17 protein-coding genes are annotated in these 16,226 nt (G+C 45.8%); 16 read left to right on the top strand and 1 reads right to left on the bottom strand.

Going from position 1 to position 16,226, the window contains the following annotated elements:
- Position 1: 1 nt before the first annotated feature.
- Genes MJ764_RS05655 through MJ764_RS05620 form a run of 8 tightly spaced genes read left to right on the top strand, consistent with a single transcriptional unit; the run spans position 2 to position 8,230 of the window.
- Entirely contained in the window at positions 2 to 604 is a 603-nt protein-coding gene (locus MJ764_RS05655) for an outer membrane lipoprotein carrier protein LolA (protein WP_239325407.1), read from the top strand.
- Positions 588 to 2,945 carry an MMPL family transporter gene (locus MJ764_RS05650; RefSeq protein ID WP_239325406.1) on the top strand — a complete coding sequence of 786 codons (2,358 nt, stop codon included), beginning with the start codon at positions 588 to 590 and terminating at the stop codon, positions 2,943 to 2,945. Before MJ764_RS05655 ends, MJ764_RS05650 begins: the two co-directional genes overlap by 17 nt.
- Complete coding sequence (locus tag MJ764_RS05645) at positions 2,932 to 4,179, top strand: NAD(P)/FAD-dependent oxidoreductase (protein WP_239325404.1); 1,248 nt, start codon at positions 2,932 to 2,934, stop codon at positions 4,177 to 4,179. Before MJ764_RS05650 ends, MJ764_RS05645 begins: the two co-directional genes overlap by 14 nt.
- Positions 4,176 to 4,619, top strand: a complete 444-nt coding sequence (locus tag MJ764_RS05640; protein WP_239325403.1) for a hypothetical protein — start codon at positions 4,176 to 4,178, stop codon at positions 4,617 to 4,619. The genes MJ764_RS05645 and MJ764_RS05640 overlap by 4 nt, the downstream gene beginning before the upstream one ends.
- A complete protein-coding gene (locus MJ764_RS05635) occupies positions 4,612 to 5,832 on the top strand; it encodes a beta-ketoacyl-ACP synthase (protein ID WP_239325401.1) in 1,221 nt (406 codons plus the stop codon). The genes MJ764_RS05640 and MJ764_RS05635 overlap by 8 nt, the downstream gene beginning before the upstream one ends.
- Positions 5,810 to 6,283 carry a hotdog family protein gene (locus MJ764_RS05630; RefSeq protein WP_239325400.1) on the top strand — a complete coding sequence of 158 codons (474 nt, stop codon included), beginning with the start codon at positions 5,810 to 5,812 and terminating at the stop codon, positions 6,281 to 6,283. The genes MJ764_RS05635 and MJ764_RS05630 overlap by 23 nt, the downstream gene beginning before the upstream one ends.
- Complete coding sequence (gene fabG / locus MJ764_RS05625) at positions 6,276 to 7,010, top strand: 3-oxoacyl-ACP reductase FabG (RefSeq protein ID WP_420853932.1); 735 nt, start codon at positions 6,276 to 6,278, stop codon at positions 7,008 to 7,010. Before MJ764_RS05630 ends, fabG begins: the two co-directional genes overlap by 8 nt.
- Positions 7,004 to 8,230: a beta-ketoacyl-ACP synthase gene (locus MJ764_RS05620; RefSeq protein ID WP_239325399.1), complete on the top strand. Its 1,227-nt coding sequence runs from the start codon at positions 7,004 to 7,006 to the stop codon at positions 8,228 to 8,230. The genes fabG and MJ764_RS05620 overlap by 7 nt, the downstream gene beginning before the upstream one ends.
- Here MJ764_RS05620 and MJ764_RS05615 read toward each other — a convergent pair.
- Positions 8,214 to 8,858 (bottom strand): 4'-phosphopantetheinyl transferase family protein, encoded by a 645-nt coding sequence (locus MJ764_RS05615; RefSeq protein ID WP_239325397.1) that lies wholly within the window; start codon positions 8,856 to 8,858, stop codon positions 8,214 to 8,216. The genes MJ764_RS05620 and MJ764_RS05615 overlap by 17 nt on opposite strands.
- Positions 8,859 to 8,892: 34 nt before the next feature.
- On the opposite strand from MJ764_RS05615, the gene MJ764_RS05610 reads away from it, so the two are divergent.
- The 8 genes from MJ764_RS05610 (at position 8,893) to MJ764_RS05575 (ending at position 16,208) form a co-directional block, all read left to right on the top strand.
- The gene (locus MJ764_RS05610; protein ID WP_239325396.1) at positions 8,893 to 9,318 is read left to right on the top strand and encodes an excinuclease ATPase subunit; all 426 of its coding nucleotides are present in this window, start codon (positions 8,893 to 8,895) and stop codon (positions 9,316 to 9,318) included.
- A 252-nt stretch (positions 9,319 to 9,570) separates the two neighbouring features.
- On the top strand, positions 9,571 to 11,361 hold the full coding sequence (locus tag MJ764_RS05605) for a 2-isopropylmalate synthase (protein ID WP_239325394.1): 1,791 nt from the start codon (positions 9,571 to 9,573) through the stop codon (positions 11,359 to 11,361).
- A gap of 501 nt (positions 11,362 to 11,862) precedes the next feature.
- Positions 11,863 to 12,165, top strand: coding sequence for an urease subunit gamma (ureA, locus tag MJ764_RS05600; protein ID WP_037408376.1), 303 nt, complete (start codon positions 11,863 to 11,865; stop codon positions 12,163 to 12,165).
- 93 nt (positions 12,166 to 12,258) lie between these two features.
- Positions 12,259 to 12,573: an urease subunit beta gene (locus MJ764_RS05595; protein WP_239325393.1), complete on the top strand. Its 315-nt coding sequence runs from the start codon at positions 12,259 to 12,261 to the stop codon at positions 12,571 to 12,573.
- 106 nt (positions 12,574 to 12,679) lie between these two features.
- On the top strand, positions 12,680 to 14,401 hold the full coding sequence (gene ureC, locus MJ764_RS05590; RefSeq protein ID WP_239325392.1) for an urease subunit alpha: 1,722 nt from the start codon (positions 12,680 to 12,682) through the stop codon (positions 14,399 to 14,401).
- 30 nt (positions 14,402 to 14,431) lie between these two features.
- Positions 14,432 to 15,007, top strand: coding sequence for a hypothetical protein (locus MJ764_RS05585; RefSeq protein WP_239325391.1), 576 nt, complete (start codon positions 14,432 to 14,434; stop codon positions 15,005 to 15,007).
- Positions 14,961 to 15,476 (top strand): urease accessory protein UreE, encoded by a 516-nt coding sequence (gene ureE, locus MJ764_RS05580; RefSeq protein WP_239325390.1) that lies wholly within the window; start codon positions 14,961 to 14,963, stop codon positions 15,474 to 15,476. Before MJ764_RS05585 ends, ureE begins: the two co-directional genes overlap by 47 nt.
- A gap of 12 nt (positions 15,477 to 15,488) precedes the next feature.
- The gene (locus MJ764_RS05575) at positions 15,489 to 16,208 is read left to right on the top strand and encodes an urease accessory protein UreF (RefSeq protein WP_239325389.1); all 720 of its coding nucleotides are present in this window, start codon (positions 15,489 to 15,491) and stop codon (positions 16,206 to 16,208) included.
- The last annotated feature ends 18 nt before the right edge of the window (positions 16,209 to 16,226 follow it).

Genomic DNA, 16,226 nt, shown 5'->3' with positions numbered 1-16,226 from the left:
TATGTTGAAAAAATGTTTATTAGTATGCTGGTGCTGCTTGTTAAGTGGTTTTTTATGGGCATTTGATTTAACCGATTTGCAAAACCAGCTACAACAACCGCAAAGTATTAAGGGCGATTTCACCCAGCAGCGTTATCTGCGCAGTACCAACAAGCCGGTTATAGCGCAAGGACAGTTTGTGCTGGTACCAAAAGCCGGTTTGTTATGGCAGATGAACAAACCTTTTACCGATACCATGCGGGTGCGCCAGTCCGGTATTGAGCAGCTCAATGCGAATAATCAGTGGATGGCCAGCAAGCAGTCGGCCGGTGCGCAAAAAAATCAGGTAAAGCTGTTTCTCGATTTGCTTGCTGGGCAAACCAGTGGCTTACAAAGCCAGTTTACTCTGCAATTAGAAGGCACAGCCCAGAACTGGCAATTGCACCTGCTACCGAAAAGCGTATTGATGAAACAGATTTTCACCAGAATCGATATTCAGGGTGATAGTGTAGTAAAAAAAATCACGCTGTCTGAAGTGCAGGGCGACCGTACCGAGATTATATTTTCTGCCCTGAAGGTCAATGCTGCCCTGAACAGGTTTGAACAAAATGCCGTTTTACCGTAAACGCATCTGGGCGTGGCTGTATTTGCTGCTGATTCTTTGCGTGGCGGCTGCATTACTGTGCAGTTGGCTGCAACAGAATCGTTTGGATACGGATTTGACCAGCCTGTTACCGGCAGATGGGCAAAACATACAGGCACAGCAGTTAGCTAAAATGCGCATGAACCAGCGCATGAACCGTGACATTGTGGTGTTACTGGGTAGTGATTCGCCTGATAAAGCGATGGCTGCGGCACACATGCTTCAGAAAAAATGGCAGGCCAGCGGTGTATTTGAGACTGTTACCGGCAAAATTGAACCCGATGTGGCTGCTTTGCAGGCCAATATGCAGAGGTTGCGTCTGGCAGTGGTAGCAGAAGCCAGTTGGCGCAATATCATGAATCAGCCCAAAGATGCTTTTACCAGACAGGCACAGGCTTTGGTTAATCCGTTTGCAGAACGCAGTGTATTGCCTATTGAGCAGGACTGGCTGGGTCTGGGTAACATCATCATGCATCAGGCCAGTCAGGATGGACCGGTTTTTTATAATGTTCAAACTGGCTGGCTGAATATTGATGATGGCAATACAACATGGATTTTATTACGGGCGCGATTACCGGAAAAAGCCGGTCTGATTAACGTACCTGATGGTCTGCTTACGCTGATTCATGATACGCAGGCTTCTCTGGCACAGCAAAATGTGCAAGTACTGATGGCAGGTGGCGCTATTTTTGCCGCAGAAAATAAAACCATCGGAGAACGAGAAAGTCAGTATATGAGTATACTGGGTATGGGGTTGACTTTTCTGCTGCTGCTGCTGCTTTTCCGCAGCCTGCGTATTTTGTATTTATTGCTGCCTCTGGCTGTGGGTATCTTGTTTGGCATGGCGGCAACTGTGGCGCTCTGCGGACATATTCATATTCTGACATTGGTGGTTGGAACCAGTCTGATGGGGGTATTATTGGATTTCCCCTTGCACTGGCTGGCCAGCGGAGTCATTCAGCAGCAATGGCAGCGCTGGCAGGCTTTGCATATGGCCAGTAAAGCCTTTTTATTGAGCCTGATTATTACCCTATTGGGTTATGCGGCTTTACTGATTACGCCGCTGCCGATACTGCAACAAACGGCGATATTTTCTGCGGCTGCGCTGATTAGTGCATTTTTATTCAGTTTGCTGTGTTTGCCAGCTTTTTTTACTACTACTCAGGCGCGCATTCATCCGCGGGCTTTGCATGCCATGCTGGCTCTGGGCAGCCTGATTATCAGTTGCCGGCAGGTGATGGTGCAGAAAAGATGGCCACTATTGATAGTGTTATTACTGCTGACCGGTGGCCTGTTACGATTAGATACCCACGATGATATCCGCCAGTGGGTGAATCTGTCGCCAGAATGGCTGGCACAGGCGCAGAAAATTGGTGTACTTACCCAAACCATGCCTGCTGGCCAGTATTTTGTACTACAGGCAGATAATGACGATGAACTGTTAATCAAAAGCCATGCTCTGGGACAATCATTACAGACTCTGGTGGCGCAAAAGCAATTAACTGGTTTTCAATCTCTGGATCAGTGGATTACGCCGCTTAGCGTACAAAAACAACGCCAGCAGGACGTAGGTAGCCTGATGGCCAATGCTGATAACTGGCAGGACTTAATCCGTCTGGGAATCGCTGAACACAGTATTCAGGCATACTTGTCCGGTTTGCAGCAACAGCCTCTGCAAACCATCTCCCAGAGCCTTGACAATGATCTGGCTACAGCCTGGCAGGATTTATATCTGGGCAAGATGGCCAATGGACAGGTGGCGGCTATTGTCAGCCTGTCTGGGGTAAGTCATGTTGCTGCCTTGCAAAAGCTGGCTGATAAAAATAACGGTATTTATTTTGTCAATAATTTACAAGCATTAAATCAGTTGTTTACGCATACGCGCAATCAAGCCATCGCCTTGAAAGTGGCCTCTTATCTGGTAGCCATTGTGTTACTGGCTTATGTTTTTGGCTGGCGTAAAGGTATGCAGCTGCTGGCCGTACCCGTTCTGTCTTCATTGTTCTGTTTAGCAATATTTGCTTATGCAGGCTGGTCGTTATCTTTGTTTGCCATTTTTGGTCTGTTTCTGGTAACGGCCATTGGTATGGACTATGCCATTTATGTGTCAATCAAACAGATGGCTGTTGCAGAACGTTTGGCCGGTGTGTTACTGGCCGCAACAACGACAATAATTTCATTTGCAATTCTTGGTTTCAGTGCGACGCCGGCTATTGCCAGCTTTGGTCGCAGTGTTGCCTTCGGCGTATTTTTTAGCATGATACTGGCACTGGCCTTACTGCCCAGAGCTAGCAACAAGGGGGGGTATAATGAATCAGTTTGATGTAGTGATTATCGGTGCCGGACCGGCCGGCGCCATCGCCAGTTCTTTATTGAATAAAAAAGGCTATCGTGTTTGTGTATTAGAAAAGCAGATTTTTCCTCGTTTTGTGATTGGTGAAAGCCTGCTGCCACACTGTATGGAATTTATCGCTGAAGCAGGGATGTTGGAAGCGGTTAATGCAGGTGTTAAGGATGGTTTCCAATTTAAGAATGGTGCTGCATTCAGTTGGGGTGATCGCTATACCACTATAGATTTTACGGATAAATTTTCATCTGGTCCGGGCACAACTTTTCAGGTAACGCGTGCCCGTTTCGACCATATTCTTATCAGTGAAGCGCAAAAGCAGGGTGTGAAGGTCTGTTTTGAGCATAGTGTAAATGGTATTGAATTTGAGCAGGATGCGGCCGTATTGTCAGTAACGGATGCACAGGGCATACCTTATCAGATTCAGGCACAATTTGTACTGGACGCCAGTGGCTATGGACGGGTACTAGCAAAATTGCTGAATCTGGAACAGCCTTCTTCATTACCAGAGCGCATGGCTTATTTTACCCATATTGATGACAATGTCACTGATACGGCATTTGACCGCAATAAGATTCTGATATGTACTCATCCGGATTTGCGTGATGTATGGATCTGGTTTATTCCATTCAGCAATAACCGTACCTCTATTGGTGTGGTGGGTTTACCGGAATGTCTGAATAATCACGGCGCAGAAGGTGCAGAGGCAATTTTGCAAAAATTTGTTAGTGAAGTGCCGATGCTCAAGCGTATTCTGGTTAATGCACAATGGCATAACGATGTACCATTTCGAACTTTGCGTAATTATTCTGCTAATGTCAAAAGTCTATATGGGCAGCGTTTTGCCTTGTTGGGGAATGCTTCCGAGTTTCTCGACCCGGTCTTTTCTTCAGGGGTGACAATTGCCATGCATTCAGCCAAACTGGCTGCGGATATATTGCACCGGCAGTTTTCAGGAGATGCAGTAAACTGGCAGCAGGATTATGCTGAGGCATTACAGGTGGGTATCAACACATTTAAAACCTATGTCAATGGCTGGTACAGTACCGCTTTTCAGGATGTAATCTATGCTGAACATACTAATCCTGACATCAGACGCATGATTAGTTCCATTCTTGCTGGCTATGCATGGGATGAAACCAATCCATATGTAACCAATTCCGAACGCCGTCTGGCTGTGCTAGCAGAAATATGTGGTCAAGCTAAATGATATTAAAGAAAGGTTTTATCTGGCTGCTATTGATGCTTGGTTTAAATGGCTGCCACAGTGTTCCAGTAATTGATACCTTACCTGTATTAAAGCAGACTTTAAGCCTACAGGTTACCGATGCAGATGGAAGCAACAGTCTGCTGTTAATTGAACCGCTGACGCTACAACAATGGCGCTTTGTACAGGTAGATAGTCTGGGGGCACCAGTATCTAGACAGATTCTGCAACAGGGTAAGTGGCATAACGATGGTTTTCTGCCGCCCAATCCCCAAGCGCGGCAGTTATTTACTGCTGTTTATGCCTATCTTGGCCAGCAGCATCACTGGCCTGTACCCGCTACGCTGAATGATGTCAGGATTTCTTCCAGTGCCGACGGTGCTATTGCTGATATCAGTTGGCATAATCAGCATTGGCAAATCAGGGAGATGGCTAATGATTAAGCCGGTTTTTTTAAGCCGTCCGGCAATGGTCAGCGCACTGGGCTATGGTGTGCATGAGCATATCAGTGCGCTGTTAGCTAGGAAAGGCAGCTATCTCACCAGTAGCGATTACTGGGTAAGTGGCCAATCGTATTTATTCGGTACAGTGCAGTCACCTCTGCGACCTTTTCCGGCTGATTTAAGGCCTGATTTCTGTAGCCGCAATAATCAGTTGTTATGGCATGCGCTTTTTCAGATTGAGGACGATATCCAGACCACAATTGCCGAATATGGTGCCGACCGTGTAGCTGTGGTGCTGGGAACATCAACAACAGGTGGTGATGAGAACCGAGCTGCGCTTGAACACGGTTTTATCCGGCAGGATTGGGCGAACAGTGGTTACAATCAGGCTCTGCAGTTAATGTCTTCGCCAGCAGACTTTGTCGCTCATGTATATCAGTTAAGCAATGTACATTATGGTATCTCAACGGCCTGTACTTCTGGTGCACGGGCACTGATTAGTGCAGCCCGTTTACTGCGTATGGATATGTGTGATGCGGTAATTTGTGGCGGAGTAGATACGCTGTCAGCGCTAACCATTAATGGTTTCCATGCATTACAGGTCTTATCACCCGGGCAGTGTCAGCCATTTACGGCTGCACGCAATGGTATCAATATTGGTGAAGCGGCTGCTGTATTCGTGATGACCCGTGATTCGACTAAGGGATTGCCATTATTAGGTTATGGTTCCAGCAGTGATGCCTATCATATGTCCAGCCCGCGACCTGATGCTACGGGTGCCAGAAAGGTGATTCAGCAGGCCTTACAAAAAGCACAGTTACCGGCAAGTGCCGTAGGCTGGGTTAATCTGCACGGTACCGGTACTATTCAGAATGATGCCATGGAAGCGCTGGCAATTCACAGCGAATTGGGTGCAAAAGTTTCCTGTGCTTCAACCAAGGCACTAACCGGCCATACACTTGGTGCAGCCGGTGCCCTTGAAGCAGCTTTTTTATGGACAGTAATCAGTCAGCAAACCAATCCTGCTGGCGAGTTACCACCGCACCGGGCTAATGCGCATATTGACCCGGCATTAGCACCCATTCATCTGACCAGTTTTCAGGAAACATTTGCTGCTGACTGTCCGCGCATAGCATTAAGTACCTCATTTGCTTTTGGTGGCAATAACACAGCATTGATTATGGGGAGTAATGATGCAAACCCCAATTTATGATGTAGCTGCTCTACTGCCACACAGTGGCAGGATGGTGTTATTGGATGAAATTGCCGCTTACGATGAGCAAAGTTTGACAGCTTATGCCTGCGTAAAACCACAGCAGATACTGGTTACTGATGGTTGCTTACCATCTTGGGCAGCCATGGAAATCATGGCTCAAGGCGTTGCCGCCTGGGCCGGAGCGTTAGCTTGTGATGCCGGTGAACCGGTGCGGCTGGGCTTTTTACTCGGAACAAGAAAGTTACAGCTTTATTTTTCCACACTACCCGTACCGGCTATATTGGTGGTTAAGATTCAGGCCTCTTTACAGGATGCCAATGGTTTTGGCGTTTTTGATAGCCAGCTATGGCTATGTGATGAAACCCGCACGCCAAACCAGCTACTGGCTGAGGCTGCGCTCAATGTATACAGCCCTAATGAGAATATATTAACGCATGATGATGAATAACGATAAAACCATTCTGGTCACCGGTTCTGCCCGCGGTATTGGCAAAGCCATAGCTCTGACGTTGGCTCGAGCCGGCTGGGATATTGTGCTGCACTGTCGCAACCAGCGTGTAGAGGCTGAAAAAGTGGCGGCAGAGATTGCCGCACTTGGTGGCCGCAGCCGCATACTGACTTTTGATATCAGTAACCGGCAGGCCTGTCAGGAAACTTTACTGGCCGATATAGAACAGCATGGTGCTTATTATGGTGTGGTACTGAATGCGGGTATTACCCGTGATAATGCTTTTCCTGCGCTAAGTAATGAAGACTGGGATCAGGTATTGGGTACGAATCTGGATGGCTTCTTTAATGTTCTGCATCCACTGATGATGCCGATGATACGCCGGCGTAAAGCAGGGCGAATTGTTTGTGTTGCGTCTGTTTCGGGCATAACCGGTAATCGGGGTCAGGTAAACTACAGTGCATCTAAAGCTGGCCTGATTGGTGCAGCCAAAGCACTGGCAGTAGAGCTGGCCAAACGTAAAATTACCGTCAATTGCGTGGCGCCCGGTTTGATTGAAACAGAAATGATTGATGAACATGTACCTGTTGCCGAGATTCTCAAAGCCATCCCCATGAATCGGATGGGACAGGCAGAAGAGGTGGCTCATGCTGTGGCTTTTCTGGTATCCGAACAGGCCGCTTACATTACCCGGCAGGTATTGGCTGTGAATGGAGGTTTATGTTGAGACGTGTTGTGATTACAGGCATGAGTGGTGTCAGCGCACTGGGGCATGACTGGCCGACAGTAAAAACTGGCTTGCTGGCTTACAAAAATAAAGTAGTCCACATGGACAGTTGGGAACGGTATAAAGACTTGAATACCAGACTGGCTGCGCCCATTCTCGGCTACCGCCCGCCAGCGCACTGGACGCGCAAGCAGCTACGTAGCATGGGGAAAGTAGCCCAGATGTGTACCCAGGCAGCGGAAGACGCACTGGCAGATGCAGGATTGCTTGGGGACGAATCAATAAAAGACGGGCGCATGGGCGTTGCCTGTGGTTCATCTACTGGCAGCCCGCAGGACATTCGTGACATCAGTGAACTTGTCCTCAATGGCAGTTCTGCGAATTTTAATGCCAATACCTATGTGCGCATCATGCCACATACTACCGCTGCCAATCTGTCAATTTTCTTTGGCCTAACAGGGCGGGTGATTCCTACTTCCAGTGCCTGTGCATCCGGCAATCAGGCTATCGGCTATGCTTATGAAGCAATCAAGTATGGCAAGATTGATATGATGCTGGCTGGAGGAGGAGAAGAACTATGCGTTTCTGAAGCCTTTGTATTTGATTCACTGTTTGCCACCAGTTTGCGCAACGATACGCCAGAACGGTCGCCATGTCCCTATGATGCCAGTCGTGACGGGCTGGTTATTGGAGAGGGGGCAGGTATTCTGGTGCTGGAAGAATATGAAATGGCCAAAGCCCGTGGAGCCAGAATTTATGCTGAGATAGTTGGATTTGCCTGTACCAGCGATGGTTCTCACATTACCCGTCCGGAACGCACTACCATGCGCCGTTGCATGCAAATGGCACTTGAGGATGCACATCTGCCGGCTGCTGAGGTTGGCTACATTAATGGTCACGGTACGGCAACAGAACAGGGTGATATTGCCGAAACCCTTGCTACTGCGGATGTTTTCGGACAAGTGCCCATCAGCTCACAAAAAAGTTATCTGGGGCATACACTGGGTGCCTGTGGTGCGCTGGAATCATGGTTCTCAATTCAGATGATGAATGAAGGCTGGTTTGCACCCACCCTGAACCTGAACCAGATTGATAACCGTTGTGGCGAACTGGACTATATTGTCAACAGCGCACGTACTATCGATACCGAATTTGTCATGAATAATAATTTTGCGTTTGGCGGGGTAAATTCTTCTCTCTTATTTAAACGGCTGGGCTAACCGGCCACCGATGCCAGTTAAAAACATAATCATGCCAGCGGCCAAATCCATAAGTACAGTTTTGTGCTGCTACAGAGCAGCCAGCAGGATAAACTGCACTAATATGCCAGTGTTTATCAATGACACAGCTATAAGCCTGCACCGGAGGATTTAAAGCTGGAATATGGATTGCATCATATCCAGTTGGTATCAGACACCACCGACGCATGTCAGTTAATTGCCCATGACTGATTTTGATAAACGCTTCCTTAAGCGTCCATAACTGGTAAAAAGCGGTGGATAAATCAGATTGCTGCGTCAGCCACCGCTGTTCATTAGCAGTGTAGCAAAGCTGTGCCAATGCCAGAAAATCGCGTTCTTGTGCATACTCCATATCAATGCCCGGTATATGCTGTACTGAGGAGCAGGCAATCAGGCCAGCGTGGCCTTTTTTGTGGGTGAGAGAAAATTGAGCATAGGAAGCAGAAAGCTGCTGTTTTAAAAAACGGCTACTTTGCCAGTCAATACGCTGGGCTAATTGTGGATACTGTTGCAAACGCTGTTTGTCTGCCTGATCCAGTTTCAGACTGCTATACTGGCCGGATACATCGGCAGAAGCAAGCAGAATCAGGCAGTCTTGGTTCATCATGTAGTACACTTTTTATTTATTAAAGGAGTAAAGAATGAAGAAGTTTTCTCAATCAATCGCATTGGTAGCACTGCTGGCTTGTATATCTGCTGCCTATGCGCGTGATGACAAATTAATGTTGCCCATTCAGGATGCACTTAATGCGCCGGAAGCAGCTCAAGTGCTGAATCCAAATGTAAAACTTTATTTTGCTAAAAGCTCAGGCCATGTAGTGAAGCCTGGTCTGATTACCAATCGTAAAACCAATAGTGTCGGTAAATCAGACGAAGCTGCCTGTCGCTGGGCATTTTTGTCAGCAGTTAAACAGTTGCAAGAACAGGCTACAGCTCATAATGCTGCTAAAGTAACCAATATTGTCAGCTATTATAAGAAAAACAGTATGGCCAGTTCAAAAGTATATGAATGTCATGCGGGTGGAGTGATTGCTGGTGTTGCTCTGAAAGGAGATTTAGCCAATTAAAAACACGATTATCCGCCATATAGCCGCCGTTTATCCTGCTCAAGATAATCCGGCGGTTTAATTATATGCATTGAATTATTAAAGCCTGCATAAATTATTATGCCAATTTGTTGTACAAAATGTCTAAATTCAGTGTGTGTAATAAAAGAAAGAAATAAATTTAGCTTGTTTTATTGTCCAATTTTACGTATATTAGCTCAATAAAATATATTGTAGCTTGATGAAATGAATAAATTGGACAAAAGGTCGGTTATGCAGTTGAATATAGACCGTTTAGTTGCCTATTTTGGTGGTGTAAACGCTTTGGCCGAAGCACTTAAACAACATTATCCAGATAGTGCCGCCTCTACCGCTGCTATCTATAAATGGCGTAAGCGAGGTTCATTGCCATTAAATCAGTTACAAAAAATTATTCTGATGGCTGAGAAGCAGGACAAGCCTCTGGATATCAATGCCTTTATGCAATACAAGAACGCTACCTTGGAGAGACCAAGAATGACTACTACCAATAATCGAGTCATTATATTTGACACAACCCTGCGCGATGGAGAGCAGTCGCCGGGAGCGGCCATGACCAAAGAAGAAAAAATCCGCATTGCACGCCAGTTAGAAAAACTGGGTGTGGATGTGATTGAGGCCGGTTTTGCTGCTGCCAGCCCGGGGGATTTTGATGCCATTCATAGCATTGCTGAAATTATTCAAAATGCTACCGTATGTTCTCTGTCACGCGCTAATGAGCGTGATGTACGCAAGGCCGGCGAAGCAGTTGCACCAGCAAAACGCAAACGTATTCATACTTTTATCGCCACCAGCCCCTTGCATATGGAACATAAATTGCGTATGAAACCGCAGCAGGTTAAGGAAACTGCGGTTAAGGCAGTGAAAATAGCGCGTGAATATACCGATGATGTAGAATTCTCCTGTGAAGATGCACTGCGTAGTGATATCAATTTTCTCGCAGAAATCTGTCAGGCGGTGATTGAGGCAGGTGCAACTACCATCAATATCCCTGATACAGTTGGTTATGCCATTCCATTTCAAACAGAAGCATTCTTCCGCGAACTGATTCAGAAAACCCCGGGTAGTGATAAAGTTATCTGGTCGGCACACTGCCACAATGATCTGGGGCTGGCCGTTGGCAATTCACTGGCCGCAGTAAGCGGCGGTGCACGGCAAGTGGAATGTACCATCAATGGTCTGGGTGAACGGGCTGGCAATGCCAGTCTGGAAGAAGTGGTTATGGCATTGAAAACTCGCTACGATGTTTTTGAGCTGGAAACCAATATTGATACCACGCAAATCGTACCAACCTCGAAAATGGTTTCTACTGTTACTGGTTATCCGATTCAGCCGAACAAAGCCATTGTTGGTGCCAATGCATTTGCGCATGAATCTGGCATTCATCAGGATGGCATACTGAAATGCCGTGAAACCTATGAAATTATGTCTGCTGAATCAGTTGGCTGGAGTACTAACCGGCTGACCTTGGGTAAACTTTCCGGCCGCAATGCTTTCCGCACCAAACTACAGGAGCTGGGTATTGAGCTCGATAGTGAAGAAGCACTGAATGCTGCTTTTGCCCGCTTTAAGGAACTAGCTGACAAAAAACGTGAAATTTTTGATGAAGACTTGCATGCACTGGTATCTGATGAATTGGTAAACCGTACTCCTGATCGCTACAAATACGTATCACTGAGTATTCGCAGTGAAACTGGTGAAGAACCGGTGGCAGAAATCGTCTTTAATCTGGATGGAAACGAAAAACGTGCTAGTGGACATGGTTCAGGACCAATTGATGCCGTATTCAAAGCCATTGAGTCTGAAGCGCATAGCAGCGCAGATTTACAACTGTATTCAGTTAATGCCATCACTGCCGGTCCAGAAAGCCAAGGAGAAGTTACCGTGCGTTTGTCTCGTGAAGGCCATTTGGTAAGTGGGCAGGGCACCGATACTGATATTCTTGTTGCCAGTGCCAAAGCTTATCTGTCTGCCCTGAATAAACTTGATAGCCAGCCGCGCGTTAAAGCTCAGGGGATGATATAAACAAAGTAAAATTAGTAAATACTTAAAAGTTAATTAATCTAAAAGTGCCTGTTCTTTGGTTTTCCAACCAAAGAACAGGCACTTTTTATGTAAAAAAATTTTAGATTTTGCTATACAAACTAACTATATTAAGTTTATGATATTTTACAAAGCCATTAAATTTCAGTCATATCTGATTTAAACAAGGGTTTTGAAAAATTGAATTTCCCTTTATACGATTAGTTTGAAGCCATGAAATATATTAAACAGTTTTTGTGGGTACTATCTGTATTTGCTCTTACCATGACTAATGCTTTTGCTGTAGTAGATAAAAACAGTACTGCTTACCAGCAAGGCAGAATGATTGGCAAGATTTTCACAATTATTTTTGTATTACTTATTATTCACAGAATTTATAAATATTTTAAAGAAAAATAGTTTTTTAAATACCTTTGTATAAAGTAGTTTAGATTGTCAGGCGCAGTAATGTAATTCATTAATTGACTATTTATAGAGAAAGTTATGCATTTAACCAGTCGTGAGCAGGAAAAACTAATGCTGTTTGTGGCGGGAGAACTGGCTGCCAGACGGCGTGCTCGGGGAGTGAAACTGAACTATCCAGAAGCCATAGCTTATATCAGCAGCCAGCTACAGGAAGCGGCGCGGGATGGTATGAGTGTGGCCGAATTAATGCAGTATGGCGCCACATTATTAACCACTGCTGATGTCATGGAAGGTGTAGCTGAAATGGTGCATGAAGTGCAAATTGAGGCAACTTTTCCCGACGGCACTAAACTGGTTACCGTACACCAGCCTATCCGCTAAAGCATGATTCAGTTACTGTAAACATTCGCTATGGGCGAAATAATTATTTAACAGCAAATAATATTCGCACCATACATATTCAGGAGAAACGGTATGATTCCGGGAGAATATATACTGGCCGCAGATGATATCATTGCCAATCAGAACCGCCGTACCCTCACCATTACCGTGGTTAACCGTGGCGACCGCCCGATACAGGTGGGTTCGCACTATCATTTTTATGAAACCAATGCTGCACTTGAGTTTGAGCGTGTGCATACACGGGGTATGCGTTTGAATATCCCATCAGGTAATGCTGTGCGGTTTGAGCCCGGTGAAGCCAAAACGGTGGAGCTAACCGAATATGGTGGCCATAAAAAAGTATTTGGTTTTCATAATGCTGTTAATGGCAGCGTAAGTAATAAATGATTTACCTGCTTAACCAATATACAGTTTTGATACAAAACTCCGGATAAATATCCAATAATCAAATAACAGATAATTGCTACAGATTACTTAAATAGAGAATCCTGCCATGAGCCTGAAAATTTCCCGCCAGCAGTATGTCGCCACCTATGGGCTAACCGTGGGTGATAAAGTACGTTTGGGTGATACCGAGCTATTTGCTGAAGTTGAACGCGATTTACTCACCTATGGTGATGAGGGCAAATTTGGCGGCGGTAAATCCATTCGCGATGGTATGGCACAATCAGCTACAGCACCACGCAGCAATCAGAATGTGCTTGATATGGTTATCACTAATGTACTGATACTAGATTACTGGGGAATAGTAAAAGCCGATATTGGTATTCGTGATGGCAAAATAGTGGCTGTCGGTCAGGCAGGAAACCCCGACACCATGGATGGCGTACACCCGAACATGATTATCGGTGCTGCTACCGAAGTGCATAACGGCGCCAATCTGATTGCCACTGCCGGCGGAATTGATACCCATATCCACTTTATCTCTCCTCAGCAGATTACCCATGCCATTGAATCCGGCATTACCACCATGATCGGAGGAGGTACCGGGCCTGCCGATGGTACTAATGCCACTACAGTGACTCCGGGTGCATGGCATATTCAAAAAATGTTGCAGGCTGCCGAACAGGCGCCGGTTAATCTGGGTTTCTTTGGCAAAGGCAACTGTGCCAGTCTGGAACCATTACGCGAGCAGGTAGCTGCCGGTGCACTGGGGCTGAAAATCCACGAAGACTGGGGTGCAACCGCCGCGGTAATCCATGCTTCATTACAGATTGCAGATGAAATGGATGTGCAGGTAGCGATTCATACCGATACCCTGAATGAGGGTGGCTTTCTTGAGGATACCATGCAGGCTATTGATGGCCGGGTAATCCATACCTTTCATACCGAAGGTGCCGGTGGTGGCCATGCACCGGATATCATCAAAGCCGCGATGTATCCGAATGTACTGCCGGCTTCTACCAATCCTACCCGCCCGTTTACCGTGAATACCATAGACGAACATCTGGATATGTTAATGGTGTGTCATCATCTGGATAAAAACGTGGCTGAAGATGTGGCCTTTGCCGATTCGCGTATCCGCCCGGAAACCATTGCCGCTGAAGATATACTGCATGATATGGGCGTATTCTCGATTATGAGTTCCGACTCACAGGCTATGGGCAGAGTAGCTGAAGTAATTGTGCGCACATGGCAAACCGCTGACAAAATGAAACAGCAGCGTGGTCGCTTGGCTGAAGAAACCGGTGCCAACGATAATTTCCGCATTAAGCGTTATCTAGCTAAATACACCATCAATCCGGCCATTGCTCAGGGCATCAGCGAATATGTGGGTTCAATTGAAGCAGGCAAAATTGCCGATTTGGTATTGTGGAAACCAGCCTTTTTCGGTGTAAAACCAGAAATCATCATCAAGGGCGGTACCATCAGCTATGCGCGCATGGGCGATCCGAATGCCTCTATCCCCACCCCCCAGCCTGTTATCTATCGCCCCATGTTTGGCGCACTTGGCCGTGCTGTGCAGGATACCGCAGTATTATTTGTTTCGCAGGCTGGTGTGGATAATGATATCCGCAGCCAATATGGCTTATGTAAACAAACTTTACCTGTGCACAATTGTCGTTCAATTGGCAAAAAAGACCTGATTCATAACGATGCTATGCCGGAAATCAGTGTCAATCCTGAAACCTATGAAGTACGGGTGAATGGTGAGCATATTACTTGTGAACCGGCTGAAAAAGTGGCGCTGGCACAGCGGTATTTTCTGTTTTGATTAAAACAATTCATGCTTGCATATATATATATGAAATATATCAAATGTATCAAAGATTTTATTTTTCTAGTCATTGATGAATTAAAAAGTATGTTACTGCTGTCAAGTATTTTAACAACGGGATTTTTTGTTTCAAATTCATTTGAGCAAACCAAAGATGGCGTACATTTTTTTAGTGATTCGGATTTGTTTTTCGAAAGATGGCATATTGCTAGCCAAGGTATAAATTCATTTAAGTACATTATTATATCAGCATTCATCTGGTTTATTATTTCGGTATGTTATCTGCGGTTACGCAGTAAAAGAAATTTTGCTGACTGGTATTTTTATGTTGATAGTCGCATTACACAACGTACAGTAGCTATTGTATTTGGATATTTCGCTCTAGGTACATCCCTAATCATAGATATGATTCTCTGGCTATTAATTAATCCATCCCATGAAGATTTTAAATTGGAAGTATTTAAAGGGATGTTTTTTATACTAGGTGAATTTGGTTGGTTATTTATTATCTGTGTTTGCCTTTTAAAATATTTTATTCAAGTTGCTAAAACCAAAAATGAATCTAATCATCCAAACCATCCTCGGCAATCTGCAAACGCTTAAAGAAAAGCAGCAGATTACCACTCAGAAGCTGGATACTGTTAGTCTGCAATGGTTTGAAGCAGACCGGCGCATTATCCGTACGACGACAACAGACGGGCGTGAGATTGCTTTTCGTCTGTTGAAAGAGGGGCAGCGCCTGCACCATGATGATGTAGTTTATCTGGATAAGCAGTTGGTAGTTGTGGTGCAGATTGAACCAAGTGAAGTGATGGTGCTGACGCCGCAAACCTTGCCGGAAATGGCGCGTGCCTGTTATGAAATTGGTAACAAGCACACACCACTATTTCTGGACGGAAATGAATTGCTGCTACCTTTTGATAAACCCTTATTTGAATGGTTGCAGGTGGCTGGTTTTGCACCAGTACGCCAGCAACGGCGCTTAAGTGAACAATTGCGTGCCAATTCAGCGCCGGGTGTTGGCGGTGGCCACCGTCATACACATGATTTAGTTGACCATCATCACCATTGATAAGTTAAATATATGTCCGGTTCAGACAGACACATTGATATTGACGCTTTAACGCGTGCAGGATTATTGCTGCAACTGGCTGATCCGACGCTGCCGATTGGTGGCTTTAATCATTCCGGCGGGCTGGAAACCTTTGTCCAGCAGGGTGTTGTACATGATGCGGCTACACTGAAAACATTTGTATACACCCAGTTGCAGCAAAACTGGCTGCATAATGATGGCGCTTATGTGTCACTGGCTTTTAATGCCAGTACCGAACAAAATCTCGATGAACTGTTATGGCTGGACAAACAGATAGGTGCGGCAAAAGTAGCGCGTGAGTTGCGAGAAAGCAGTTATAAACTAGGCGTACGCCTGCTGAAAATTTTTGCTCAGCATACCAAGGTAGCAATCGTGGCTTCTTATCAGGCTGCACTGGCTGCACAGCAGGTGCGCGGATTTTATCCACTGGTGTTTGGGCTGCTCGCAGCTGCCATGCAACTGGATAAAGCTGCTACGCTACAGGCATTTTATTACAATGCTGCTGTCGGTTTGATTACCAACGGCGTTAAGCTCATACCGCTAAGCCAGATGGCCGGGCAGGAAATGTTAATCGAACTGCATGCTGCGATTGCTCATACAGTACAAGCCAGTATGCAGCCACAGTTGCAGCAATTGGGCGCTACCACACTGGCCACTGATATTCGGGCAATGCAGCATGAACGTTTATATACCCGCTTGTATATGAGTTAGATTTATCAATAATGGAGG

Source organism: Snodgrassella gandavensis, from assembly GCF_914768025.1.
In the GTDB taxonomy this organism is placed as follows: Bacteria; Pseudomonadota; Gammaproteobacteria; order Burkholderiales; family Neisseriaceae; genus Snodgrassella; species Snodgrassella gandavensis.
Note: the sequence above shows the minus strand (reverse complement) of the source record. Positions and strands in the feature narration are given on the sequence as shown.